Here is a 1,344-nt window from a genome sequence, read left to right as displayed (position 1 = left end):
TCGTCTGGGTGCTCGGCGCCGCCGTCGTGGCGCTCGTCGCGACGCTCGCCTACGTCCTGCTGTCGGGTTCGCACCCGGCCACCCCGCCGGCCAGCGGCAAGCCCGCAGCGAGCTCCCCAGCGCCGTCCTCGGCTCCGCCCACGACGTCCGCTCCGGCCGGGGGCAGCGCCGTTCCCGCCGGTCTGGTCGGCCGGCAGCGCGATGCCGCGGTCCGCGAGCTCATCGGCTCCGGGGTCAACGTGCGGTGGGTCCTCGTGCGCTCGACGCAACCGGACGGCACGGTCATGGGGTCCTTCCCTGCGGAGGGCCAGCCCCTGACGAAGGGCCAGACGGTGGCCCTCGTCGTGAGCCGCGGACATGCACCCGAGCAGGTCAGCTCCTCGTTCGTCGTCCCCGACGGGCTCGTCGGCACCAGCGCCTCGGACGCGACCCAGCGCCTGGGCGGCACGGACGTCCGGGTCACGAGGGTCACCATCCCCGCCGCCGGCAAGGAGGGGCAGGTGCTGGCGACATGGCCCGCGGCCGGCGCCCGGACGGCCGACGGGGTCGTCGCGCTCGTCGTGGGCGGTGGCGACAAGGGCGGCTCGTCCAACGGCGGCTGACGTACGACCCGCGGCGGCGAGCACGGCCGGCGGACGCCGCACAATGTGCTGGCACGCGGCCCCGGCCTCGATTACGTTCACCGGGTGACCGCCAACACGCAGACCGCGCGACCCCGGACCGACGTCGACCGCATCGCGGAGAGCTACTTCGAGGCCGCCGTCGCCCTCAGTCCCATCAACGCGACCTTCCTCGGCGTGCCCGGGGGCGAGGAGGACCTCGACGACCTCTCGCCCGCCGGTAACGCCGCCGCCGCCGAGCTGCGCCGGACCACGCTGGCCCAGCTCGCCGCCGCCACCCCGAGCGACGACGTCGACCGGGTCACCGTCGACGCCATGACCGAGCGCCTCCAGCTCGCCCAGGACCGGTATGCCGCAGGGCTCGACGAGATGTCGCTCAACGTCCTCGCGTCGCCCCTCCAGAGCGTCCGCGACGTCTTCGACCTCATGCCGCAGCAGACGGCGGAGGACTGGCGCGTCTTCGCGACCCGCATGGGCAAGATCCCGGCCGCGCTCGAGGGCTACCAGGAGGCGCTGCTCCTCGCCCGCGAGCGCGGGCAGGTCTCGCCGCGCCGCCAGGTCGAGGCCTGCGCCGAGCAGTCGCGCGACCTCACCGCCGACGACGCCTACTTCGCCAAGATCGTGGCCGACGCCACGGTCGGCGGCGAGCCGTTGGAGGGCGAGCTCGCGGCCGCGCTCGCCGCCTCCGCGCAGGCTGCCTCGACGGCATACGGCGCGATGGCCG

2 protein-coding genes are annotated in these 1,344 nt (G+C 75.1%); both read left to right on the top strand.

All coding sequences use genetic code 11. The features are described 5' to 3' along the window. Positions 1-602 (top strand): PASTA domain-containing protein (locus AC1DP0_RS21935; RefSeq protein WP_478088712.1); only part of this gene is annotated, 602 nt, incomplete at its 5' end. A gap of 84 nt (positions 603-686) precedes the next feature. Then, positions 687-1,344 (top strand): DUF885 family protein (locus AC1DP0_RS21930; RefSeq protein ID WP_478088708.1); only part of this gene is annotated, 658 nt, incomplete at its 3' end.

It is taken from the genome of Terrabacter sp. P5_B1 (assembly GCF_056400505.1).
Note: the sequence above shows the minus strand (reverse complement) of the source record. Positions and strands in the feature narration are given on the sequence as shown.